This is a genomic window from Thioalkalivibrio sp. HL-Eb18, assembly GCF_000364985.1.
Lineage (GTDB): Bacteria > Pseudomonadota > Gammaproteobacteria > Ectothiorhodospirales > Ectothiorhodospiraceae > Thioalkalivibrio.
In genome coordinates this window covers 14,386-36,509 of sequence record NZ_KB822969.1, presented here as the reverse complement: position 1 = coordinate 36,509, position 22,124 = coordinate 14,386, and the positions used below count along the sequence as shown (strand labels likewise).

18 protein-coding genes, 3 tRNA genes, 1 other RNA gene and 1 pseudogene are annotated in these 22,124 nt (G+C 66.3%); 14 read left to right on the top strand and 9 right to left on the bottom strand.

The annotated features are described in order from the left end of the window. Nucleotides 1-46: 46 nt before the first annotated feature. Genes hpnD through F813_RS0108700 form a run of 3 tightly spaced genes read left to right on the top strand, consistent with a single transcriptional unit; the run spans nt 47 to nt 3,058 of the window. Nucleotides 47-904 (top strand): presqualene diphosphate synthase HpnD, encoded by an 858-nt coding sequence (gene hpnD / locus F813_RS0108710; protein ID WP_017926268.1) that lies wholly within the window; start codon nt 47-49, stop codon nt 902-904. Between the two features lie 13 nt (nt 905-917). Then, the gene (gene hpnE, locus F813_RS0108705) at nt 918-2,252 is read left to right on the top strand and encodes a hydroxysqualene dehydroxylase HpnE (RefSeq protein WP_012982902.1); all 1,335 of its coding nucleotides are present in this window, start codon (nt 918-920) and stop codon (nt 2,250-2,252) included. Further along, nucleotides 2,249-3,058, top strand: coding sequence for an SDR family NAD(P)-dependent oxidoreductase (locus F813_RS0108700; RefSeq protein ID WP_012982903.1), 810 nt, complete (start codon nt 2,249-2,251; stop codon nt 3,056-3,058). The genes hpnE and F813_RS0108700 overlap by 4 nt, the downstream gene beginning before the upstream one ends. A 106-nt stretch (nt 3,059-3,164) precedes the next feature. Here the strand turns inward: F813_RS0108700 and F813_RS0108695 are convergent, their stop codons facing one another. The 3 genes from F813_RS0108695 to F813_RS0108685 all read right to left on the bottom strand — a co-directional run bounded on the left by F813_RS0108695 (nt 3,165) and on the right by F813_RS0108685 (nt 7,770). Further along, nucleotides 3,165-5,441: a YgiQ family radical SAM protein gene (locus F813_RS0108695; RefSeq protein ID WP_017926267.1), complete on the bottom strand. Its 2,277-nt coding sequence runs from the start codon at nt 5,439-5,441 to the stop codon at nt 3,165-3,167. 261 nt (nt 5,442-5,702) lie between these two features. Continuing rightward, the gene (locus tag F813_RS0108690; RefSeq protein ID WP_017926266.1) at nt 5,703-6,101 is read right to left on the bottom strand and encodes a globin; all 399 of its coding nucleotides are present in this window, start codon (nt 6,099-6,101) and stop codon (nt 5,703-5,705) included. Between the two features lie 112 nt (nt 6,102-6,213). Next, nucleotides 6,214-7,770, bottom strand: a complete 1,557-nt coding sequence (locus F813_RS0108685) for a glutamate synthase-related protein (RefSeq protein WP_017926265.1) — start codon at nt 7,768-7,770, stop codon at nt 6,214-6,216. 130 nt (nt 7,771-7,900) lie between these two features. Here F813_RS0108685 and pdxH point away from each other — a divergent pair, with 130 nt between their 5' ends. The 10 genes and pseudogenes from pdxH (at nt 7,901) to F813_RS0108635 (ending at nt 13,854) form a co-directional block, all read left to right on the top strand. Next, the gene (gene pdxH / locus F813_RS0108680) at nt 7,901-8,545 is read left to right on the top strand and encodes a pyridoxamine 5'-phosphate oxidase (protein ID WP_012982908.1); all 645 of its coding nucleotides are present in this window, start codon (nt 7,901-7,903) and stop codon (nt 8,543-8,545) included. A 78-nt stretch (nt 8,546-8,623) separates the two neighbouring features. Continuing rightward, a tRNA-Ser gene (locus F813_RS0108675) sits at nt 8,624-8,713 on the top strand. Nucleotides 8,714-8,938: 225 nt separating this feature from the next. Further along, a non-coding RNA gene (locus F813_RS14085) (RtT sRNA) lies at nt 8,939-9,084 on the top strand. A 233-nt stretch (nt 9,085-9,317) separates the two neighbouring features. Beyond that, the gene (locus F813_RS0108665; protein ID WP_012982909.1) at nt 9,318-9,701 is read left to right on the top strand and encodes a VOC family protein; all 384 of its coding nucleotides are present in this window, start codon (nt 9,318-9,320) and stop codon (nt 9,699-9,701) included. Nucleotides 9,702-9,712: 11 nt separating this feature from the next. Further along, nucleotides 9,713-10,069 carry a YciI family protein gene (locus F813_RS0108660; protein WP_017926263.1) on the top strand — a complete coding sequence of 119 codons (357 nt, stop codon included), beginning with the start codon at nt 9,713-9,715 and terminating at the stop codon, nt 10,067-10,069. Between the two features lie 51 nt (nt 10,070-10,120). Then, nucleotides 10,121-10,576 (top strand): SRPBCC family protein, encoded by a 456-nt coding sequence (locus F813_RS0108655; RefSeq protein WP_017926262.1) that lies wholly within the window; start codon nt 10,121-10,123, stop codon nt 10,574-10,576. Next, nucleotides 10,566-11,042, top strand: a pseudogene (locus F813_RS0108650) (AAC(3)-I family aminoglycoside N-acetyltransferase); the annotation flags it as partial. The gene F813_RS0108655 and the pseudogene F813_RS0108650, both read left to right, overlap by 11 nt. 119 nt (nt 11,043-11,161) lie before the next feature. Then, nucleotides 11,162-12,079, top strand: coding sequence for a VOC family protein (locus F813_RS0108645; RefSeq protein WP_017926260.1), 918 nt, complete (start codon nt 11,162-11,164; stop codon nt 12,077-12,079). A 96-nt stretch (nt 12,080-12,175) separates the two neighbouring features. Continuing rightward, nucleotides 12,176-12,541 carry a DUF1428 domain-containing protein gene (locus tag F813_RS0108640; RefSeq protein WP_017926259.1) on the top strand — a complete coding sequence of 122 codons (366 nt, stop codon included), beginning with the start codon at nt 12,176-12,178 and terminating at the stop codon, nt 12,539-12,541. After that, nucleotides 12,538-13,854 carry an RNA polymerase sigma factor gene (locus F813_RS0108635; protein WP_017926258.1) on the top strand — a complete coding sequence of 439 codons (1,317 nt, stop codon included), beginning with the start codon at nt 12,538-12,540 and terminating at the stop codon, nt 13,852-13,854. The genes F813_RS0108640 and F813_RS0108635 overlap by 4 nt, the downstream gene beginning before the upstream one ends. Nucleotides 13,855-13,884: 30 nt before the next feature. Here the strand turns inward: F813_RS0108635 and F813_RS0108630 are convergent. From F813_RS0108630 to glgC, 5 genes are all read right to left on the bottom strand, one after another. Continuing rightward, nucleotides 13,885-13,959: transfer RNA gene (locus tag F813_RS0108630), tRNA-Val, on the bottom strand. 219 nt (nt 13,960-14,178) lie between these two features. Further along, a tRNA-Ser gene (locus F813_RS0108625) sits at nt 14,179-14,250 on the bottom strand. Between the two features lie 293 nt (nt 14,251-14,543). Continuing rightward, nucleotides 14,544-16,013 carry a 4-alpha-glucanotransferase gene (malQ, locus tag F813_RS0108620; protein WP_017926257.1) on the bottom strand — a complete coding sequence of 490 codons (1,470 nt, stop codon included), beginning with the start codon at nt 16,011-16,013 and terminating at the stop codon, nt 14,544-14,546. Continuing rightward, a complete protein-coding gene (locus F813_RS0108615) occupies nt 16,013-17,692 on the bottom strand; it encodes a glycoside hydrolase family 57 protein (protein ID WP_017926256.1) in 1,680 nt (559 codons plus the stop codon). Before F813_RS0108615 ends, malQ begins: the two co-directional genes overlap by 1 nt. Before the next feature lie 52 nt (nt 17,693-17,744). Further along, a complete protein-coding gene (gene glgC, locus F813_RS0108610; protein WP_017926255.1) occupies nt 17,745-19,010 on the bottom strand; it encodes a glucose-1-phosphate adenylyltransferase in 1,266 nt (421 codons plus the stop codon). A 66-nt stretch (nt 19,011-19,076) separates the two neighbouring features. Between glgC and glgB the strand changes: the two genes are divergently transcribed. Continuing rightward, entirely contained in the window at nt 19,077-21,287 is a 2,211-nt protein-coding gene (gene glgB / locus F813_RS0108605) for a 1,4-alpha-glucan branching protein GlgB (RefSeq protein WP_012982919.1), read from the top strand. A 279-nt stretch (nt 21,288-21,566) separates the two neighbouring features. Here the strand turns inward: glgB and F813_RS0108600 are convergent, their stop codons facing one another. Next, nucleotides 21,567-21,998, bottom strand: coding sequence for a restriction endonuclease (locus F813_RS0108600; RefSeq protein WP_017926254.1), 432 nt, complete (start codon nt 21,996-21,998; stop codon nt 21,567-21,569). Nucleotides 21,999-22,124: the final 126 nt, after the last annotated feature.

The following is a 22,124-nucleotide window of genomic DNA, read 5'->3' as shown; positions in this document are numbered from 1 at the left end:
GTGCTAGCCTTGCCGTCCCAAGACGGTACCCCGATCCCGAGCGCGTATGTCCCCCGACGAATATTGCGAGGAGAAGGCCGCGAAGAGCGGCTCCAGCTTCTACTACGCATTCCGTTTTCTGGAACCCGACCGGCGCCGTGCGATCACCGCGCTGTACGCGTTCTGCCGCGAGGTGGACGACATCGTCGACGAGGTCCGCGAGGAGAGCGTGGCGCGCACCAAGCTTCAGTGGTGGCGCGAGGAGATCGAGCGCCTGTTCGACCATCAGCCGCGCCACCCGATCACCCAGGCCCTGCAGCCGCATCTGGCGCCGTTCGATCTCAGCCGCGAGTACTTCGACGAGATCATCGACGGCATGCAGATGGACCTCGACTACGACAGCTATCCCGACTTCACCACACTGTCGCTGTACTGCTACCGCGCGGCCAGCGTGGTCGGGATCCTGTCCGCCCATATCTTCGGCTTCTCGGACCGGCGCACGCTGAAGTACGCGCATGACTTAGGCATGGCCCTGCAGCTGACCAACATCCTGCGCGACGTCCACGAGGACGCAATGCGCGGCCGCGTCTACATCCCGCTGGACGAGCTGAAAAAGCACGGCGTAAAGCCCGAAGAATTTCAGGTCAACGTCACCGACGACCGCCACCGCGCCCTGTTCGCCGAGCACGCCGAGCGGGCCCGCCGCTACTACCAGCGCGCGGAGGAGCACCTGCCCGCCGAGGACCGCTACCCCCAGCGCCCGGGTCTGATCATGGCCGCGATCTACCGCACCCTGCTCGACGAAATCCAGGACGACGGCTACCGCGTGCTGGAGCACCGCGTACGGCTGACCCCGATCCGCAAGCTGTGGATCGCCTGGCGCACCGCGCGCCGCCTGAAGCGCGAATACCGCCGCGCGGGCTGACCCCGCCCGCACCATGGCCGCCGTTCCCGAATCGCATCCGGTCGTCGTGCTCGGCGCCGGCTGGGCCGGTCTGACCGCCGCGCTGACCCTGGCCCGGGCCGGCATCGCGGTCCACCTGATCGAGGCCGCCGCGACCGCAGGCGGGCGCGCCCGCAGCCTCAACCGCGATGGTGCGGACCTGGATAACGGCCAGCACGTGCTGGTCGGTGCCTGTCACGCCACGCTGGACCAGCTGCGCTCAGTCGGCACCGACCCGGAGCGCGCCTTCGTGGCCCTGCCGTTCGGACTGCGCATGCATGCCCCGGGCCACCCTCACCCAGCCTTTACCCTGGAGCCCCGCTCGCCACGTCTGCCGGCCCTGGTTCATGGCTTGTGGCAATCGCTCGCGGGCACCCCGTTTCACCGCAGACTCCCGGCCCTGCTGGGGGCTGCCTCGATCCTGTACCGGCCGTTGGAGGAAGATCTCGACGTACTCGAATGGCTACAGGCGCGTCATCAGCCGGACACGCTGATCCGCCAGCTCTGGGAACCGCTGTGCCTCGCGGTCATGAACACGCCAATCCGCAGCGCCTCGGCGCAGATCTTCCAGAACGTGCTGCGCCTGGCCCTGAACCACGGGCCGGACGACGCGCGGCTGCTCATCCCGACTCGGCCGCTGGGGTCGCTGTATCCCGAACCGGCCCTGCGCGAACTGCACGAGCGCGGCGCCACGGTCGAAACCGGACGGCGCATTGTGGTCATCGAATCCAGGGGAACCGAGTCCCGCTATCAGCTCCGTGATCGTAACCATCACGTTACCCCTGCCAACGCGGTGATCCTCGCCACGTCGCCCAGCGCGGCCACTCGGCTCCTGCCCGAGGCCCCCGAGCTCCAGCCCCACCATCGGGCCCTGAGGGCCATGGGCGAGCGCAGCATCTGTACGGTCTACCTGCACTATCCGGACCCCGTCCTGGCACGCCCGCCGCTGCAGGGACTCCTCGACCAGCACGGACAATGGCTGATTCCCCGCCAGGTGGCCGGCGAGCCGAACTGGCTGGCCGTCGTGATCTCCACCGCGGACGACCTGCCGACGATGACGGCGGAGGAGCGCTGGCGTCGGGTTGCTAAAGAGCTGGAACGGACCTTCCCCGAACTGGGAATGCCCCGGACCGGTCATGTCGTGTGCGAGAAACGCGCCACCATTGATGCCCGCGTCGATCTGGACGCGCTCCGCCCGGTAGCCGGCACCCCCTGGCCCGGGCTGTTCCTGGCGGGCGACTATGTGACACCGGGCCTGCCCTCGACCCTCGAAGCGGCCGTGCAGTCTGGATTAGAATCAGCCCACAAGCTACTGGAGACCCTCCCTTGACCGATCTCGACATCCCTGCCCTGCTCGACTACCGCCCGGAACCGGGTGCCTTCAACGACCGCGTGATCCTGGTAACCGGCGCGGCCGCGGGCATCGGACGTGCAATCGCCCAGGCCTGCGCGGCGGCGGGCGCGATCGTCGTGCTGCTGGACAAGGACATCAAGGGGCTGGAGAAGACCTACGACCTGATCGAGCAGGAAGGCCATCCACAGCCGGCCATCTACCCGCTCAACCTGGAGGGCGCCACGGTCAAGGACTACGGCGACCTGGCCGAGAACATCCGCGACTCCCTCGGGCGCCTGGACGGACTGGTGCTGCACGCCGGCTGGGCCGGCACCCTGACCCCCATGAAGGGGTACGACCCCGAGTTGTGGTTCAAGGTCATCAACAGCAACCTGCACGGCCCGTTCTTCCTCGCCCAGGCCGTACTCCCACTGCTGGAGGACAGCCCGCACGGCAGCCTGGTCGTCTCCACTCAGGACTGCCGCAAGGCCTTCTGGGGCGCCTTCGGCATGGCCAAGGCCGCGCAGGACGCGATGATCGACATCCTCGTGCGCGAACACCGCAACGAGAAGCACTTCATCCATGTGAACGGCATCGACACCGGCCCGGTCCGCTCGCGCTTCCGCGCCGGCCACTACCCGGCCGAGAACGCCGACAAGCTGCCGCGCCCGGAAGACGTCGTCGGCCCGTACCTCTACCTGCTCAACACCACCGACCCCGCGCACACCGGCCTGCACCTGTCGCTGGAAGGCCATGTACCCGAGCCGGCACCCCGCCCGCACCACCAGCCCCAGGAGGGCTAACCACCGCCCCCTGTAGGAGGCCAGCCCTCTGGCCGATGGGGCATTTCCGACACCCCATCGGCCAGAGGGCTGGCCTCCTACAAGTGTATGCAGCGGAGGTGGAGTCCTACGGACGCTGCGGCCGGCGCTTGCCCGGGCGAGATTTGGCCCGGGGCGGGCCCTTCTTCGGGCCGGGGCCTGCCGGGCGGGCGGCGACCTCCACGCCCTTGTGCTGAGTCTGGAAGGTCTGGCCGCGTTTTTTCAGGGCTTTGCCGCCGCGGGTCACACGACCGCCAGTGGCGGCCCTCGCTCCGCCGGCGCCCTGTCCGGTGCCTGCGGGCTGCCAGGTGGGAATCAGGTGATGCTTGCCATTGCCGATCAGGTCCGCGCGGCCCATGCGCTTGAGCGCATCACGCAGCAGCGGCCAATTGTTCGGATCGTGATAGCGCAGGAACGCCTTGTGCAGGCGCCGCGCCCGCGCACCGCGCGCGACCGGCACGCGGTCCCCGGCCTTGCGTTTGATGCCGCGCAGCGGATCGCGCCCGGAGTGCCACATTGCGGTCGCGAGCGCCATCGGGCTGGGCAGGAAGGCCTGCACCTGATCGGCGCGGAAGTTGTTGCGCTTCAGCCAGAGCGCGAGGTTCAGCATGTCCTCGTCGGACGTCCCCGGGTGCGCGGCAATGAAGTACGGGATCAGGTACTGCTCCTTGCCCGCCTGTTTCGAGTACTTCTCGAACATCGCCTTGAAGCGGTCGTAGGCGCCCATGCCCGGCTTCATCATGCGAGAAAGCGGCCCGGATTCCGTATGTTCCGGCGCAATCTTCAGGTAGCCTCCCACGTGATGCGTGACCAGTTCCTTCACGTATTCCGGTGATTCCACGGCCAGGTCGTAGCGCAGGCCCGAGGCGATCAGGATCTTCTTGATGCCCGGCAACGCCCGCGCCTTGCGGTAGAGGTTCACCAGCGGCGTGTGGTCGGTATCGAGGTTCTTGCAGATCCCGGGATAGACACAGGACAGCCGGCGGCAACTGCGCTCGATCTCCGGGTCCTTGCAGGCCAGCCGGTACATGTTGGCCGTCGGCCCGCCGAGATCGGAAACCACGCCGGTAAACCCGTCGACCTTGTCGCGGATCTCCTCGATCTCCTTGAGCACGCTCTCCTCGGAGCGGCTCTGGATGATCCGTCCCTCGTGCTCGGTAATCGAACAGAACGTACAGCCCCCGAAGCAGCCGCGCATGATGTTCACCGAGAAGCGAATCATCTCCCAGGCCGGGATGCGCGCATCGCCATAGGAGGGATGCGGCGCACGGGCATACGGCAGGTCGAACACCGCATCCATCTCGGCGGTGGTCAACGGGATCGGCGGCGGGTTCAGCCAGACCTCCTTGTCGCCATGGCGCTGCACGATGGCGCGGGCATTGCCCGGGTTGGTCTCCAGATGCAGCACGCGAGAGGCATGCGCATACAGCACGGAATCGCCCTTGACCTGTTCAAAGGCCGGGATGCGGATCACCGTCTTGTCTCGCGGCGTGCCGCGCGGAATATCCCGGTGAAAGCGAACGACCTGCGCACCACCTTCGCCGGCCGTGTCCTCCGACTCCGCCTTCGTCTCGGACTCGGCGCAGGTGGACGGCGACACCATCGCATAGGGATCGGGATTGGCATCCACCGGGCCCGGGGTGTCCACCTCGCTGGAGTCCAGCTCGACATAGCCGGCCGGCACGGCATCGCGCAGAAAGGCAGTGCCGCGCAGGTCGGTGATCTCGCGGGGGTGCTCACCGGCGGCCACGCGGTGCGCCAGCTCCACCAGGGCGCGCTCGGCATTGCCGAACAGCAGGATGTCGGCCCGCGCATCCAGCAGCACCGACCGGCGCACCTTGTCCTGCCAGTAGTCGTAGTGGGCGATGCGGCGCAGGCTGGCCTCGATCCCGCCGGCCACCACCGGTACGTCCTTGTAGGCCTCGCGGGCGCGCTGCGCGTAGACGATCACCGCGCGGTCCGGCCGATGGCCATGCACGTCGCCCGGGGTGTACGCATCGTTGGAGCGGATCTTCCGGTCAGCCGTGTAGTGGTTGACCATGGAATCCATGTTCCCGGCGGTGACGCCAAAGAACAGGTTGGGACGGCCCAGCGCGCGGAACGGCTCGGCCGAGGTCCAGTCCGGCTGCGCGATGATGCCGACGCGAAAGCCCTGCGCCTCCAGCAGCCGCCCGATGATCGCCATGCCGAAGCTCGGGTGGTCGACATAGGCGTCCCCCGTGACCAGCACGATGTCGCAGCTGTCCCAGCCGAGGTCGTCCATCTCCTCGCGGGTGGTCGGCAGAAACGGTGCGGTACCGAAGCGCTTGGCCCAGTAGGGCTTGTGCGCAAACAACGAAGGCGGGAAATCGGGGACAGCGGACATGGACACAGGCTCCCGGCGCGGGGCCGGTGGATTCAAACCCGCGCATTACACGCCGGAATCGCCGCCAGATCAAACGGCCCCGGCGCCTGCGGGGCCGAAAGGGATGCCGGACAAACCCCATCGGCCAGAGGCTGGCCTCCTACAAGCTATGCCCCCAGGCGGACCGAGGTCAAGGAACACGATAACCAACCCCAAAGCCCTTGAACGCCCCCCTGTAGGAGGCCAGCCCCCTGGCCGATCGTTCGCTCGGCGCGACCGGCCTCAGTAAAGCCTTACGAACAGATCAATCGCCGGCTGCATCGCACCCCGCCAGCGCTCTTCCAGACGCGGCTCCCAGCGCGGGTCGATCTCGGCGGCCGTGCGCACCATGCAGTCCAGCCAGATCGGGTACAGATCCGGCTCCACGGGCACACGGCCCTCACGGGAATGAACCTGGCCCATGCGCTCCATATTCGAGGCCACGAAGCTCTCGCCCTCGGCATAGCTGATCGCCGTCGAAATCGCCTGCCCGAGGGCACGTTTCTGCTGCGAAAAGTCCGTCGAGCCGAACGCCGCCTTCACCCGTGGGTCGGCCTGCAGGAAGTGTTCGTAGAAACGCGTCACGAAGTCGCCCGCCCGGCGGCATCGCCCGTAGCTCTGGTGTACGTCGGAGAAGTCCATGGTCGTCCCTGCCGTAAAGGAGGAGCAAGGATGCAGCACACGGTGCGCTGGCGCATTGAGCCAGATCAACCGCCCAGCTGGCCCAGACCGGGCCGCACTCGCATCCCTCTCGTCAGGACTTGGGATACACCCCGGCGTACTGAATACCCGCCAGTTCCGCCAGCTCGCGGTCGAACGTCGTCAGGTCGTTCGGGCCGAAGTCCTCCAGACGGTTGTGGCCACAGGCCCGCGCCAGCACGCACATCAGTTCGCTCGAGGCCTGCAGGAAGCGGCCGAGCCGTTCCCCGCCCTCCTGGGGGTCCAGCCGCGCCCGCAGCTTCGGGTCCTGAGTCGCCACACCGGACGGGCAGCGATTCGTGTGGCAGATCCGCGCACCCACGCAGCCCACTGCCTGGATCGCTGCGTTCGCCAGCGCAATGCCATCCGCACCCAGCGCCAGGGCCTTCACAAAATCCGTCGGCGTGCGCAGGCCGCCGGTCACCAGCAGCGTGACCCGGCCACTGGCACCGTTGGCATCCAGAAAACGCCGGGCGCGACCCAGCGCGGGGATCGTGGGCACGCTGATATGATCCCGCAACAACGCGGGCGAGGCCCCGGTCCCGCCGCCACGACCATCCAGGATCACGTAGTCCGCCCCCGCCTCCAGGGCAAAGGCCAGATCCGCCTCGATATGGTTGGCCGAGAGCTTGAAGCCCACGGGAATGCCCCCGGTCTTCTCTCTCACCTCGTCGGCAAAACGGCGGTAGTCCGCGGGCGTCTCGAACCCGTCCAGGCTGGCTGGCGAGATGGCGTCCTGCCCGGCATCAATCCCGCGCACCCGCGCGATCTCGTCACTCACCTTCGCCCCGGGCAGCACACCCCCCACACCGGTCTTGGCCGCCTGACCGGCCTTGAAGTGGAACGCCTGAACCTTCTCCAGCACCTCGTCGGAATAGCCAAACCGCGCGGGCCCCAGCTCGAACAGATAGCGCGAGTTCTCCGCCTGCTCGGCATCGAGCATCCCGCCCTCGCCGGAACAGATCCCTGTGCCGGCCGCCTCCGCACCGCGCGCCAGCGCGATCTTCGCCTCGCGCGACAGCGCGCCAAAGCTCATGTCCGATACCAGCATCGGGATATCCAGCTGCAGCGGCCGCTTCGCCTCCGGCCCGATCACCAGCCCCGTCTCGACCGGGGCCCCGTCCGGCAATGGCCGGCTCGCCAGTTGCGCCGCCAGCAGCTGCAGGTCGTCCCAGATCGGGAGCCGGCTGCGCGGCACACCCATGGCCACTGTCGGCCCGTAGTGGCCCACCTCGTCCAGCCCGGAACGTGCCATGCGATGGATCAGCTCGACATGCGGCTCCGTCTCGGTATTGCGCGGATCCGGCGCCTCGTTACCTTCATCCTGGCCCGATCCGCCCTTTGACTCCGGCTCGGTCCCGATATCGTCCTCGTCGAACTGCTGGTGCGTGCCGTCGCAGTACGGCAGATCACCCGACTGCTTGCACTGGCAGAGAAACGCCTCGCCGTCTTCCTCCGGAGTAAAGGCGATGGGCTCCAGCCCCGTCCCCTCGTGCGAGCCGTCGCAAAACGGCTGGTCCTTGGATCGCCCGCAGCGGCAGAAGTAGTACTCCTCCCCCTTCTTGAGCTCGACACCCTTGGGCTCCACTGCCGCGATCTTCGCTCCAGCCATCATTCGCTCCTTGCTGTTTGGTAGACACAGTCATGTGCAATGTCCCTGTGACAACAAAGCCACCGCAAATTTCCCGTGCCGTTCGCGATAGCAGCCATTATCATGGTTGCAAAGGCCACCGGGAGACCCGATGAGCACCACCGACCACCGTCACACCCGCCGCGACTACACCCAGGGCGAACTCCACCGCCGCGACCTGCTCGACAACCCCCTGACCCTGCTCGACCGCTGGCTGGACGACGCGCGCAAGGCCGGCAACCCGGACCCCACCGCGATGATCCTCGCCACAGCCGACGCCGATGGCCAGCCCTCCGCGCGCACGGTTCTGCTCAAGCATGTGGAGGGCGAAGACCTCTGCTGGTACACCGACTCCCGCAGCCGCAAGGGTCAGGACCTCACCGAGAACCCGCGCGCCGCCCTCCTGTTTTACTGGCCTGAGACCGAGCGCCAGATCCGCGTCGAAGGCAGCGTGACCGCCCTGCCCGGCGAGGCCGCCGACGAATACTTTACCCAGCGCCCGCGCGCCAGCCAGCTCGCCGCGGCCGCCTCCATCCAGAGCCAGCCCATCAGCACCCGCGCCGAACTCGAGGCCCGCGTTCACGCACTGGAGAAGCAATACCCGGAAGGCGCGATCCCCCGGGATCCCGCCTGGATCGGCTACCGCCTGCAGCCCGAGCTGTTCGAGTTCTGGCAGGGCCGGGCCGGCCGCCTGCACGACCGCTTCCAGTACCACCGGGCGGACAATGGCTGGCACATCACTCGCCTGATGCCCTGACGCGCTACCGCAACAGCCTCCGAATCTGCTAGGATTCGCTCCGCCGTCGCGGCTCGACCCCGCACGGTAAAGCAATTCGGAGAGGTGCCGGAGTGGTCGAACGGGGCGGTCTCGAAAACCGTTGTACTCTCGCGAGTACCGAGGGTTCGAATCCCTCCCTCTCCGCCAGATTCAAGCAAGGGGGCCTAAGTGGCCCCTTTCGCATGTCTAACCCCTGAGGTACGGGGATTCGAACCCGAGGAATCACAAACGATGGTTCGACCGGTGGCGCGTCGCGACACCGGAACGCCGCAGCGAAGCGAAGGCGGCCCGCAGGGCGGCGACAACGTCGCCGTAATCCCTCCCTCTCCGCCAAATTTCAGCAAAGGGGTCCATGTGGCCCCTTTCGCACGTCTGGCCCCTGAGCTGCGAGGATTCGAACCCGAGGTAATCCAAAACGATGGTTCGACTGGCAGCGCGTAGCGATGCCAGAACGTCACCGCAGGTGACGACCCGAAGGGCGAGACACATCGTGCCGAGTAATCCCTCCCTCTCCGCCAGATTCAAGCAAAGGGGTCCATGTGGCCCCTTTCGCATGTCGGGCCCTAAGCATTTTGTCCGCTGAACAGTGGCTCGCACTGACGCCAGTCCGTAGCGATTGCGTTCCCCCCTTCCCGATGCTTTCGACCGGCTTAACAAAGTTTGTCGATTTTCCCGATTCCCGTTCGTCTACAGTTCAAAGGGGCCGCTGAACCACGCCCGTTTGTTTGATCCCGCCAGAGGAGATACCGCCATGGCCGCCAATCCCGTCGTCTGGTTCGAGATTCCCACCAAGGATATCGGCCGTGCCCGTGCGTTCTACGAAACCGTCCTGGACATGTCGCTCACACAAGCCGACACCAGCGCATTCGCCCCCAGCACGGAGATCTGGATGTTTCCGATGGAGGAAGACCGGCCGGGGTGTGCTGGCGCGCTGGTACAAGGCCCCGACAACCTGGTCGGTTCCGGCGGCTGCATGGTCTATTTCGGCTGCGACGACTGCGGGATCGAGGCAGAGCGCGTCGATCCCGCCGGTGGTTCGATCGAAAGCCCCAAGGAGTCGATTGGCGACTACGGCTTCTGCGTCATCGCGCGCGATCCGGACGGCAATCGATTCGGTCTCCACTCCATGCGATGAGGATGCCCACGATGAACTTTCTGTTGCTCATCCTCGAAGATCACGGCGACCGCGATGCCCGCAGCGATGCCGAAGGGCAGGCGCTTTACGCGGAAATGCTCGCCTTTGGCGCCGAACTCGACGCGCGTGGCCAGTTGCTTGCCAGCGAATCCCTGCGACCCGACCGCCACGGCGTGCGCATCCGATCCGACGAAGGGAAAACCCGTTTCATCGACGGCCCGTTCATCGAGTCACGGGAGATGATCGGCGGATTCTTCCTGATCGACTGCGCCGACCGCGACGAAGCCGTGGAATGGGCCACACGCTGCCCCGCCGCGCGATTTGCAACGGTCGAGGTACGCGAATGTGCCCCCTGCCACCAACGCTGACGGCACCACGCGCCCCCTCCCACAATCGTTCGACCTCGGAGGCCATCAGCCATGTCCACTGACCGCAATGTCCACCTGCACCGCGTCCTGCGCGCGCCGCCCGAGCGCGTATATCGGGCATTCCTGGAACCCGACGCGATCTCCAAATGGAATGCACCATACGGCTTTACCGCGCGTATCCACGAGATGGATGCTCGCGTAGGCGGCGGCTACCGGATGAGCTTCATCAACTTTGCCACGGGGACTCAACACGATTTTAGTGGCGAGTACCGCCAACTGGACCCGGGCCGTCGAATTGTCGTCAGCGACCGTTTCGACGATCCCGCGCTCGGCGGCGAGATGACGCTCACCGTAACGCTGGATCCGGTCTCCTGCGGCACCGCACTGGATATTCTTCAGGAAGGTCTGCCGGAGGCCATCCCACCGGAGCTCTGTGTTCTCGGCTGGCAGGAATCGCTGACCCTGCTCGCCTACCTCGTCGAACCCGAGATCCCCGATGGCGGCTGACCCGGCACCCCCGCAGCACGAGCGGTCCTTGCTCAAGATCCGGCGCCTTGGTCCGGCGGATCGGGCAGCCGCGCACGCCCTGCTCGACCTGTTTGCACACGTGTTCGAGGAACCGGACACCTACTCGGGTGCACGTCCCTCCGACGAGTACCTCAAGCGCTTGCTGGCTCGAGAAACGTTCATCGCCCTGATTGCCGAAACGGAAGGCCGGGTCGTCGGCGGGCTGGTCGCCTATGTCCTGGACAAGCTCGAACAGGCCCGCAGCGAGGTCTACATCTATGACCTCGCCGTGGCCGACAACTTCCGCCGGCGCGGCATTGCCACGGCCCTGATCCGCCACACCCAGGCCATCGCCGCCGAGTTGGGTGCCTGGGTGGTATTCGTCCAGGCTGACCGCACCGACAATGCCGCGATAGCGCTCTACAGCGGGCTGGGCCAGCGCGAGGACGTGCTCCACTTCGACTTGCCCCTGAACAATCCCCGTAATGCACCTCCACCGCACCCGGACACCAACCCGGGGAACGCCGACGTTCCCCACACCGGGGCCTTCGCGATCAAGCGCTCCGAACCAGGAGACGAGACGCCATGAGCCACATACCCCAGATCATTGTTCCCCATCTCATGTTCGACAACGAGGCCCGGGAGGCGGTGGACTTTTATTGCTCGGTCTTTCCCGACTCGAGCATCACATACCTGACCACGCTACATGACACACCCGGGGGCGACTGCGATGTCGTGTCGTTCGTTCTATGGGGTCATGCGTTCATGGCGATCAACGCGGGCTCGATGTTCCGATTCAACCCGTCGATCTCGTTCATGGTCAACTTCGACCCGTCGCGTGATCCCGACGCCAGAGCACGGATCGACGAGATCTGGGCGAAGCTTGCCGACGGCGGCCAGGTACTCATGCCACTGGACCGCTATCCATTCAGCGAGCGCTACGGCTGGATTCAGGACCGGTTCGGGCTGTCATGGCAGCTGATCCTGACCGATCCGCGAGGGGAAGAACGCCCGCCGATCATTCCGTCGCTGCTGTTTGTCGGAAACGTCTGCGGCAAGGCGGAAGAGGCGTCCGATTTCTACCTGTCGAAGTTTCGCCATTCGCAGCGCGGGCAGCTCGTCCGCTACCCCAGCGACATGGAACCCGACCGCGAAGGAACGGTGATGTTCACCGACTTCATGCTCGAAGGCCAATGGTTCGCCGCCATGGACAGCGCGCAGGAACACGATTTCGGCTTCAACGAAGCCATATCGTTTGTCGTGAACTGCGCCGACCAACAGGAGATCGACCAGCGCTGGGAATCCCTTTCGGCCGTTCCGGAAGCGGAGCAATGCGGCTGGCTCAAGGACCCCTACGGGGTCTCCTGGCATGTCGTCCCCGAACAGCTGTCCCACATGCTGAAAGATCCCGACCCGGACAAGCTCGGCCGGGTCACCCAGCGCATCCTCACGATGAAGAAGCTCGATCTCGCGGCCCTGCAGGGTGCATACGATGATCGCTAGTCCAGACCGGAAAACGGTCCCCAACCGCACGACCGGTGTCCGGCACGCCCGGGCACCCATCCACATCCCGTCCGATTCCCCCGAAGGAGCCAGACCATGAACTACGTTGACGGCTATGTAATACCGGTTCCGCGAAACCGGATCGAGGACTACCGCCAGCAGGCTGACCTCGCCGCACAGATCTGGCGCGAGCACGGCGCACTGGAAGTCATCGAGTGCGTGGCTGATGACGTTGCGCCGGGCGAGGTGACGTCGTTCCCGCGCAGCGTCCAGGCACGCGACAACGAAACGGTGGTGTTCTCGTGGATCCGCTTCGAATCGCGCGAGCATCGGGATCGTGTCAATGCCGACGTCATGGCGGACCCGCGCCTGCCGTGCCCGGACAAAACGCCGGACCAGGATCCACCATTCGACCTGCAGCGCATGTTCTGGGGCGGCTTCGAGGTACTGGTGGAACGGTGAGCGGCCGCGACCAATCCGGTGCACATCCGGCGCTTGGGCCGCAGGATATCCAGCGCCGCATCGAGTCCATCTGGCGTCTGGATGCGAGCCGCATCGTGGCGGCCCTGGCGCGCTGGAGCGGCGACTACGCCCTCGCCGAGGACGTGGCACAGGATGCCCTGATCGCCGCCCTCGGACACTGGCCCACCCAGGGAGTCCCGGAGAACCCGACCGCGTGGCTGCTGCATACGGCACGCAACCGCGCGGTCGACCAGCTGCGCCGCGAACATCGGGGTGATGCCCTCGTCGCCGATTACGGCCACGAAATCGCATGCAGCCACCTGGGGGCATCGACGCCGCAATGCAGCGACGATGTCCGTCACGACACGCTCGCCCTGCTGTTCATCGCCTGCCACCCGGTCCTCTCCCCCGACACCCGCTGCGCACTCGCCCTGCGCACCCTCGCCGGGCTCGACAACACCGCCCTCGCCCGTGCCTTTCTGGTCTCCGAGATCACCATCGCGCAGCGCATCGTCCGCGGCAAACGTAAACTCGCACAGGCCAACGTCCGGTTCGAAACGCCATCGCCGTCAGAATGCCGGGAACGCCTGGGATCCGTGCACGAAGTGATCTACCGGCTGTTCACCGAAGGGCATGTAGCCAGCCAGGGCGACGCCTGGACGCACGGGGAGTTCTGTCATGAGGCGCTGCGCATGGCCCGCGTGCTCGCACAGGCCATCCCCGAGGACATCGAGACCCAGGCACTGCTCGGCCTGATCGAACTGCACGGTGCGCGCCTGGCCGCGCGCATGGATGCGCAAGGCAACCCAGTGCTGCTGAAGGACCAGGATCGCGGCGCGTGGGATCGCGGCGGCATCCGCCGTGGTCTGATCGCCCTGTCCCGTGCCAACAGGCTCGCCCGAGATCAGAAGGCCCGGCCGAGCCCATTTCGCCTGCAGGCTGCCATCGCCGCCTGCCATGCGACAGCGCCCAGCTTTGCCGCCACCGACTGGCCACAGATCGCCGCTCACTACGCAACGCTGTTCACGACCACGGGATCGCCGGCCGCACGCATCCATCAGGCCCAGGCCGCCGCCCAGTTCGACGACCCGGCGCAGGTACTGGCGGCGCTCGACACCGACATTGATGCCCGGGCATTGTCCAGCTATGTGCCTTTGCACGCCGTACGCGGGGATCTCCTGGAACGCTGCGGCGAGCGCGAGGCCGCGGCAGCGGCGTTCCGGCGGGCTGCCGAGCGCTCTGCCAATGAAGCGGAGAAGCACCTGCTGCTTGACCGTACGCGGGCAGCCGCACCCCCAACAAAAAAGGGTTAGGCCCGCAAGGACCTAACCCTTTGATAATGCTGGTGGGCGGTACTAGGTTCGAACTAGTGACCCCTGCCGTGTGAAGGCAGTGCTCTACCGCTGAGCTAACCGCCCAGAACGGCGGCAAGATTACGGCCAGCGGGGGTCGGCGTCAAGGGAGAACAATTGCCACGAGAGTAAACCCGCCGCACAGCCGAAGGATGTGATGAGCAAAGCGAATCGCATCGGGGTTACGCGCAGCGCAGGGGGTGGTGCGTTTCGCAGCGCTCAACAGCACCCTACGAGTATCGCACTCGTTCCCGCGGCGGGCTAAAGCGTGCAAACCGTGAGAAATGGCGGAGGGGGTGGGATTTTTTTTTGTCCGGTTTTCAAGACCGGTGCATTCAACCACTCTGCCACCCCTCCGGTGGCCGGCATTCTCCGGGATGTGGGGCAGGCTGGCAATGATCGCGTCGGGGTGCGCCCGCGGCGCCCTCCGGGCGCCCGGGGGTGGGATTGATTCGGGCTCGCGCCCTCACCCTTCGGGCGTCGCCGCTCGCGGCGACGTCCTGCGGCGGCTGCGCCGCCTTGTTGAACCCACGAGGGACGTGAATCCCTGCCGGTTTTCAAGACCGGTGCATTCAACCACTCTGCCACCCCTCCGGTGGCCGGCATTCTCCGGGATGTGGCGCAGGCTGGCAATGGCGAGCGAGGAGTCGCTACAGGCGATTCGTCTCGCGCGCCAGGGCCTGGAGTTCGGCGGCGCGGCTCTCGGGAACCTGTTTCCAGGAGAAGCGCCAGCGCCAGTTGCCATCGTCCATCGTACCGGGGCGGTTCATCCGGGCCCGGGTGTCCAGGGCGAGCGCGTCCTGCATGGGCACAATGGCCAACTGCGCCACGGAACGATAGGCGGCGCGGATCAGCGGCCACGGCATCTCCTCGGCCCCGCCCTCGTTCAGGGTGTTGATCACGTGCGCCTGCATCTCGGGGGAGAGCGAGTGAAACCAGCCCAGCGTGGTGTCGTTGTCGTGCGTCCCGGTATAAACGGCGCTGGCCTCGTCGTGGTTATTCGGCAGGTACGGGTTGTCCCCGCCGCCCTCGAAGGCGAACTGCAGGATGCGCATGCCCGGCAGATCGAAATGCTGGCGCAGCGCCGTCACCTCGGGAGTGATCACGCCGAGGTCTTCGGCCAGCAACGGCAGCGTGCCCAGTTCGTCCTGCAGGCGGCGAAAGAACGGCTCGCCTGGGCCAGGCACCCAGCGGCCATTAGTCGCGTCCGGCTCCTCGGCCGGGATCCCCCAACTCGCCTCGAAGCCACGGAAGTGGTCGATACGCACCGCATCCAGTGTCTGCAGCGCCCAGCGCATGCGCTCGACCCACCAGCGGTAGCCGGTGGCCTCCAGCCGGTCCCAGTGGTACTGGGGGTTGCCCCAGCGCTGCCCGGTCTCGGAGAAGTAGTCTGGGGGCACGCCCGCCACCGTAAGCGGGTGGCCCGTCTCGTCCAGGTCGAACAGGTCGCGATGGGTCCAGACATCCGCCGAGTCGTGCGCAACGAAGATCGGCATGTCACCCAGGATCAGGATATCCAGGTCCTGCGCCCGACGACGCAGGTCCTGCCACTGGTCGAAAAACACAAACTGTGCGAAGCGCACCCGCTCCAGCTCATCGCGCGCCTCGTGCTCGATCCGCTCCATCGCGTCCGGCTCACGATCGCGCAGCGACGGCTGCCACTCCCACCAGGGCCGGCCCTGTTCGCGAGCGCGGATCACCACGAAGCGGGCGTAGTCGTCCAGCCAGACCGGCCCCTGTTCCTCGCAGAACCGTTGGTATGCCTCCCGCCAGACCGCCGGGGTCTCGTTCAACCGGGCGTGCGCCCGGGCCAGCATGGCCTCACCGGTGCCGCTGTCAGCCGACAGTCCGACCCGCTCGGCCAGCAACCGGGGATCGATCAGGCGCGCATCACCGGCAAAGGCGGAGATGCATGCATAGGGCGAGCCGTCCTCGTGCGGGGGATGCAGCGGCAGGATCTGCCACAGCGTAAAGCCCGCGCGGCTCGCCCAGTCCAGAAAGGCGTAGGCCTCGCCACCGAGTGTCCCGACCGGCTCGCTGCCGGGTAGCGAGGTCGGATGCAGCAGGACCCCCGCCCGCCGCCGCTGCATCAGGGGGTTGGCATGGCCCTCCCCGACCATCAGTCGCCCTGCCCCTTGCGCATCGTGCCGCCGGCCGAGGGGTCCCCACCGCCCACCGAAAGCACCTCGCCCAGGGACTCGGGAACGTTGAGATTGGCAAGCTGGTAAAGCCGCGCGAGGTGCCGACGATAAAGCTGCTCGAAGTCACTGACCGAACCCGCCGGGTTGTACGCGCCGAACCACCAGCACCAGTCGGATCCTTCGCAGATCGCCAGCTGTTCGCGTAACGCGGGGGTATCCAGCGAGGGATCCTCGGCCACCGCCCGGTCTACGGCCTGGCGTGCCTCGATCAGGCTGTCCCAGCCCCGATTCTTGTCCGGGTCGCCAATCCAGGTAGAAAACGTCCCGTACACCCAGCTACCGGCGACCAGCCCGGGCAACTCGCCGCGGTCGCGATCCTTCTCGCTGCGCCGGCAGACGTCGGCAAAGGTGCAAAGATTCAGCGTGGCGTGGTGCGCCAGGCGCTCATACAGCGCATTGAGAAAGTGATACCCATTCTCGGGGTAGTACTCCCAGGCGTTCTCGCCATCCAGGATCACCGAGACGACCCCGCCCTGGGGCGAGACGGCGGCGATGTTCTCCAGATGGTGGACGAAGTCCCCCACCGCATCGTCCGCATGCCAGTCCGCATAACGAAACCCGATCGCATCGGACAACCCGTCATCCCGGAAGAACAGTTCGATATCACTGCCCTGTAGCTGATAGGGCCGGTGCAGCCAGCCTTCCTCTTCGGCGGAGCCGGTGTTGGATTCGGCCGTTTCGCCCGCCGCCGCCAGGCTGTTGGCCAGCACCGTCTGGCCGCTGGCCGTCCAGCACAGCTTGTATTCGTCCAGCAGGCGAATGGTCGCCTCGCTCAGGCTCCCCTCGGAGGGCCAGCACCCGCGCGGACGAAAGCCAAAATGCCTCTCGAACACCTCAAGCCCCCGTTCGATGTGCCAGCGCACCCGGGCCTCCCCGTCCGGATAGGCCGGGGACTTGGGCAGTTCCACCTCCGGCATCGCCTCGCGGGCGGAGGCCAGGTCGATCATCAGGGGCATGATCGGGTGGGCATAGGGGGTAAACGACAGCTCCACCCGGCCACTGGCCGCCAGCTCGCGGTAGCGCGGCAGGATACCCTTGACCTCGTCGCGGATCAGCGTCAGCAGGCGCTGGCGCATGCCGGGGTCGAAGTTCGTGTCCGTCTTCAGCCAGCCGCGCACCTCGGGGTAGGCCCAGCGAATGGTCTCGCCCAGCCAGGCCAGGTGGTAGCAGGTGGCCAGATCCTGGAAAAAGCGGGCATCCAGATGCCCCAGCAGCAGCGGCTCCTCGATCGCCTTGCGCGCGATATCGGCAAGGCGCTGGAACAGCGGAAACGGCTCGATCATGCGCGGGGCATGGGCCCGCAGGCACACCCGCAGAATCTCCTGACGCTGGGCGGGATCCGTCGGCACCACATCCATGTGCAGCAAATCCAGCACCGGGTCGCCCACCGGCTGGCGCTCCCGCACGCAGGTATCCAGGCGCTCGCCGTAATCGGCCAGCTGCTCCAGCAGGATCGGCGCGAAATTGACTACCGCGCGCGCCTTCGGGCAGGCCTCCAGATGCGCGGCCATGTCGGTGTAGTCCTTCAGCGCGTGGAGGTACGTCCAGGGCAGCGCATATTCACCCGCACCGCTCTCGAAGTACTGTGGCTGGTGCATGTGCCAGCACAGCACCACATCGAGTTTGGGTGGGGTCGGCACCAGCGCCGTACTAGCGCACATGATGCGTGGCCTGCCCGAGCATCTCGGGGGTTACCACCCGCACACCTTCGGGCGAGATGTAGTAGTCACGCGCATCCGCCTCGTCGTCCACCCCGATCCGGGTCCCGTCGGGAACCTTGCAGGCCTTGTCGATCACCGCTCTCTGGATCACGCAGTCCTCGCCCACCTTCACGCTGGGCAGGATTACCGAGTCTTCCACCGTCGAGCCGGCGTTCACCTGCACGTTCGAGAACAGCAGCGAGTGGCGGATCGTGCTGCCCGAGATGATGCAGCCGCCCGACACCATGGAGTCGATCGCCATGCCCCGTCGATCGTCGTCGTCGAACACGAACTTGGCCGGCGGCAGCTGCTCCTGATAGGTCCAGATCGGCCAGTCGGAGTCGTACAGATTCAGCTCCGGAGTCACGCCGATCAGCTCCAGGTTCGCCTGCCAGTAGGAATCGATCGTCCCGACATCGCGCCAGTAGCCCTGGCGCACGCCCTGCTCGTCGCGGAACGGGTAGGCCATCACCTGATAGCGATCGATGATGCTGGGGATGATGTCCTTGCCGAAATCATGCGTGGAGAAGGTGTCATCCGCGTCCTTGATCAGCTGCTCGAACAGGAACTGCGTGTTGATCACGTAGATCCCCATCGAGGCCAGCGAGTGGGTGTTCTTGCCCGGAATGCTCGCCGGGTCGTCCGGCTTCTCGGCAAACGAGGTGATGCGGCCCGCGGCATCGACCCCCATCACCCCGAAGGCCTTGGCGCGTTCACGCTCCACCTCCAGGCAGCCCACCGTCATGTCGGCCCCGCTCTCCACGTGAAAGGCGATCATCTGGCCATAGTCCATCTTGTAGATATGGTCGCCGGCCAGGATCAGCACGTAACTCGGCGCATGCTGCCGAATGATGTCGATGTTCTGGTAGACCGCGTCCGCCGTACCCTGGTACCAGGACGTCTCGATACGCTGCTGCGCCGGCAGCAACTCGATGAACTCGCCAAACTCCCCGCGCAGGAAGCTCCAGCCGCGCTGGATATGCTGGATCAGCGAATGGGCCTTGTACTGTGTCAGCACCGCCACCTGGCGGATGCCCGAGTTGATGCAATTGGACAGCGGAAAATCGATGATGCGGAATTTGCCGCCAAACGGCACGGCCGGCTTGGCCCGCCAGAGCGTCAGCTGCTTCAGGCGGGAGCCACGACCCCCGGCAAGGATCAGGGCCAGCGTCTCGCGGGTCAGACGACTAACAAAACGTTGCGGTTGCGGATTCATGCACCCATCCTTGCGAAAGAAACCTCGGGGCCGTGACCCCGCCTAAACCTAGAGCGTGATTCGAGTATGACAACTGCCTCCAGCAAATGCATCACACCCGTTGCCGATACCCTGGCGCGTTTGCCGGAGGCGCGTCTCCATGATCCCCACAGCGTCCTCGGGTGCCATGAGCTGGATCAAAAGACTGCCTGCTACCGTGCCTGGCTGCCCCATGCCAGCGAGGTCTCGATCACACTTTCGGACGGATCCGGCGAATACTTCACGCCGAGTACCAAAATCCCCGGACTCTTCACTTGGCAAGGCCGAGCCAGCGCCCTCCCCAGGCACCCGGAACTGAGCTGGAAACCCGAGGACCGCAGCGACACCCTGCGAACCGTCGATCCGTGGAGCTTCGCACCGGACATCCCTTCGTTCGACCGTCACCTGTTCGCCGAGGGCCGCCACTGGCACGCCCACCGCATGCTCGGCGCCCATCCGCAAACGCGCGACGGGATCGACGGCGTGCGTTTCGCCGTCTGGGCGCCCAATGCCGAGCGCGTCTCCGTCGTCGGCGACTTCAACCGCTGGGACGGGCGCTGCCATCCCATGACCGTCCACCCGGGCAGCGGCATCTGGGAGCTGTTCGTCCCCGGCCTTGCCATGGAGACGCTGTACAAGTTTGAAATCCGCAACCGTGACCACGGCACCATCCACCTCAAGACCGACCCCTACGCCCGCGCCTACCAGGTGCGCCCGGAGACGGCCGCCCGCATCCAGCCGCAAAGCGAGTACGCCTGGGGTGATGACGACTGGCTGCAAAACCGCGACCCCGAGGGCTGGAAACACCGCCCGATGAGCATCTACGAGGTGCATCTCGGCTCCTGGCAGCGCAGCCCCGAGGGCCACTGGCCCAACTACCACGATCTGGCGGAACGCCTCGTGCCCTACGTCCGTGACATGGGCTTTACCCATATCGAGCTGCTGCCGGTCACCGAACACCCCTTCGACGGATCCTGGGGCTACCAGAGCACCGGCTTCTTCGCGCCCACCTCGCGTTTTGGCAACGCGGACGACTTTCGCTACTTCGTCGACCAGGCGCACCAGGCCGGGATCGGCGTACTGCTCGACTGGGTGCCCGGCCACTTCCCGCGCGACGAATTCGCCCTCGCTCGCTTCGACGGCACCGCACTGTACGAACACGAAGACCCACGCATCGGCGAACACCGGGGCTGGGGCACGCTGATCTTCAACTATTCACGTCCCGAGGTACGCAACTTCCTGCTCTCCAGCGCCCTGTGCTGGGTGGAGGACTTCCACATCGACGGCCTGCGCGTGGATGCCGTCGCCTCCATGCTCTACCGCGACTACGACCGCGAACCGCACGACTGGCTGCCCAACATCCACGGCGGCAACGAGAATCTCGAGGCCGTCGACTTCCTGCGCCACCTCAACGAGACCGTCCAAACCGAGCATCCCGGCGTCGTGATGATCGCCGAAGAATCCACCGCCTGGCCCGGCGTCAGCCGCCCGCCGTCCATGGGCGGACTCGGCTTCACCATGAAATGGAACATGGGCTGGATGCACGACACCCTGACCTACTTCGGCATGGACCCACTCTACCGCCACTACCACCACAACCAACTCACCTTCGGCCAGATCTACGCCTACAGCGAGAACTTCGTCCTGCCCTTCTCGCACGACGAAGTCGTGCACGGCAAACGCAGCCTGCGCGGCCGCATGCCCGGCAACGAATGGGAACAGTTCGCCAACCTGCGCCTGCTCTACGCCTGGCAGTGGCTCTACCCCGGCAAAAAGCTCCTGTTCATGGGCCAGGAGTTCGGCCAGGGCCCAGAATGGTCCGAGGACCGCGAACTGGACTGGTACGTCCTGCAGTACCCGCTGCACCAGGGCCTGCAACAGCTCGTGCGCGACCTCAACCGCGTCTACCGCGACCACGCCGCCCTGCACGGCCGCGAGTTCGAACCCGACGGCTTCGCCTGGCTGGACTGCGACGACGCCCAACACTCCACCCTCAGCTTCCTGCGCCGCGACACCCAGGGCCGCGAAAGCATCGTCGTCCTCAACCTCACCCCCGTCGAACGCGGCGCCCACCCCGTGCCGGCGCCTCATCCCGGCTCCTGGCGCGTCGTCCTCAACACCGACGCCCAGGCCTATGGCGGCGACTCCCGCGGCCCCGCCCACGCCCACGCCGAACCCATCGAGCGCAACGGCCACCCCGCCACGCTCTATCTCCACCTGCCGCCCCTGACCGCCCTCCTCCTGGAACCTGCCGATTGACGGCGTACGACTAGCGGACAGGCCCCAATCGGCCAGAGGGCTGGCCTCCTACAGAAGGTCTCGGGTTGCTGTAGGAGCGCAGCCCCCTGCGCGATGCGGCGTTGGACATAACCCCACCGCCTAAAGGCCGCCCACCTCCACGGCGACACCCCGCCCCGGTAGGAGCGCAGCCCCCTGCGCGATCACCCACACCCGACTACCACCAAACCCGCCCAACAAAAAAGGGCCCATCCCAGCAGGACAGGCCCTATTCACCCCCGACACAGAAAACGCGAACCGCTAGCCACGCCCCTCGACCAGCGCCTGCGTCTCGCCATCCAGCGCACCCCAGTGGCTGCGCAGCCGCTCCGCCAGATCCGCCGGCTCCAGCACAATCACCGGCATCGCCAGCTCCGCGGCCTGCTCGCGCGCCTCCGGCGCAAACCCGGCCAGGCTCACGTACATCCCGCGATCGATGCCATCACGCCCCGAGGCAAAGGCCTCCAGCTCCGGGAGTTCCACCTCGCCATCGCGATCGCGCGCCACGCCGACCACCAGCCGCGGTGCATCCGCGCCACCGCCCGCCGGGGCCACCACATACTCCTGCCACACATCGCGACCATCCGCCGGCGCATCCACCAGCACATACCCCATCCCGCGCAACAGCCCTTCAACCACGCGCCCAATACTCGCGGTCCCCAAGCCCGCCAGCCGATCGGCCCACTCGTCCATCACAACCTCTCCAGTTCACAACTCCCCGCACGCTAATCCAAACCCCATCACAAAACCACCCACCCATACCCGTAGGAGGCCAGCCCCCTGGCCGATTACCCACGTCCGCCTGAGCTGGTCTAATTT

What these genes read in the sequence shown, in the direction of transcription:
- F813_RS0108685 (WP_017926265.1), bottom strand. Translation starts at nt 7,770, where the DNA reads ATGGCTGGAGCGAAGATCGCGGCAGTGGAGCCCAAGGGTGTCGAGCTC.
- F813_RS0108655 (WP_017926262.1), top strand. Translation starts at nt 10,121, where the DNA reads ATGTCCACTGACCGCAATGTCCACCTGCACCGCGTCCTGCGCGCGCCG.
- hpnD (WP_017926268.1), top strand. Translation starts at nt 47, where the DNA reads ATGTCCCCCGACGAATATTGCGAGGAGAAGGCCGCGAAGAGCGGCTCC.
- hpnE (WP_012982902.1), top strand. Translation starts at nt 918, where the DNA reads ATGGCCGCCGTTCCCGAATCGCATCCGGTCGTCGTGCTCGGCGCCGGC.
- F813_RS0108660 (WP_017926263.1), top strand. Translation starts at nt 9,713, where the DNA reads ATGAACTTTCTGTTGCTCATCCTCGAAGATCACGGCGACCGCGATGCC.
- F813_RS0108665 (WP_012982909.1), top strand. Translation starts at nt 9,318, where the DNA reads ATGGCCGCCAATCCCGTCGTCTGGTTCGAGATTCCCACCAAGGATATC.
- glgC (WP_017926255.1), bottom strand. Translation starts at nt 19,010, where the DNA reads ATGAATCCGCAACCGCAACGTTTTGTTAGTCGTCTGACCCGCGAGACG.
- F813_RS0108645 (WP_017926260.1), top strand. Translation starts at nt 11,162, where the DNA reads ATGAGCCACATACCCCAGATCATTGTTCCCCATCTCATGTTCGACAAC.
- F813_RS0108600 (WP_017926254.1), bottom strand. Translation starts at nt 21,998, where the DNA reads ATGGACGAGTGGGCCGATCGGCTGGCGGGCTTGGGGACCGCGAGTATT.
- F813_RS0108640 (WP_017926259.1), top strand. Translation starts at nt 12,176, where the DNA reads ATGAACTACGTTGACGGCTATGTAATACCGGTTCCGCGAAACCGGATC.
- pdxH (WP_012982908.1), top strand. Translation starts at nt 7,901, where the DNA reads ATGAGCACCACCGACCACCGTCACACCCGCCGCGACTACACCCAGGGC.
- F813_RS0108690 (WP_017926266.1), bottom strand. Translation starts at nt 6,101, where the DNA reads ATGGACTTCTCCGACGTACACCAGAGCTACGGGCGATGCCGCCGGGCG.
- F813_RS0108615 (WP_017926256.1), bottom strand. Translation starts at nt 17,692, where the DNA reads ATGCACCAGCCACAGTACTTCGAGAGCGGTGCGGGTGAATATGCGCTG.
- F813_RS0108695 (WP_017926267.1), bottom strand. Translation starts at nt 5,441, where the DNA reads ATGTCCGCTGTCCCCGATTTCCCGCCTTCGTTGTTTGCGCACAAGCCC.
- glgB (WP_012982919.1), top strand. Translation starts at nt 19,077, where the DNA reads ATGACAACTGCCTCCAGCAAATGCATCACACCCGTTGCCGATACCCTG.
- malQ (WP_017926257.1), bottom strand. Translation starts at nt 16,013, where the DNA reads ATGGTCGGGGAGGGCCATGCCAACCCCCTGATGCAGCGGCGGCGGGCG.